Below are 393 nucleotides of genomic sequence, written 5' to 3'. Positions count from 1 at the left end.
GGTCTCGAACCGCAACGCAGGGCGCTTTGGGACGAGCGGGTGGCGGAAGCGGGCAGGGCGCGCCTTGCCTTCGGGCAGCTTGCCAACTGGCCGCAGACGCTTGTCACGCCAATCGAGCGTGCGATGGTCCTCGGCACCATGCTGATCGGAGCTTATCTCGCGATGAGCGACACGTCTGGCTACATGGTCGGCAGCTTGTTCGCATTCATGATGATCGCCCAACGCGTCGCACAGCCTCTCGTCGGTCTTGCTCGACTGGTCGAGGACTTCGAGGAGGTAGGGGCGGCAATCAGCGAGGCAGGATCCGTCCTCAACCGGCCCCTGGAAAGCAGTTCGAATGCCACAGGTCTGAGACCGAAGCTCGTTGGCGAGATCAGTTTCCGTGATCTGACC

1 pseudogene is annotated in these 393 nt (G+C 62.6%); it reads left to right on the top strand.

Annotated elements, in window-relative coordinates:
- Positions 1–39: 39 nt before the first annotated feature.
- Positions 40–393: pseudogene (locus EOA22_RS37430) on the top strand (peptidase domain-containing ABC transporter); the annotation flags it as partial.

It is taken from the genome of Mesorhizobium sp. M7A.F.Ca.US.014.04.1.1 (assembly GCF_003998745.1).
GTDB lineage: Bacteria > Pseudomonadota > Alphaproteobacteria > Rhizobiales > Rhizobiaceae > Mesorhizobium > Mesorhizobium ciceri.
The sequence above is the reverse complement of the archived record's forward strand: the minus strand, read 5'-3'. Positions and strand labels throughout refer to the sequence as shown.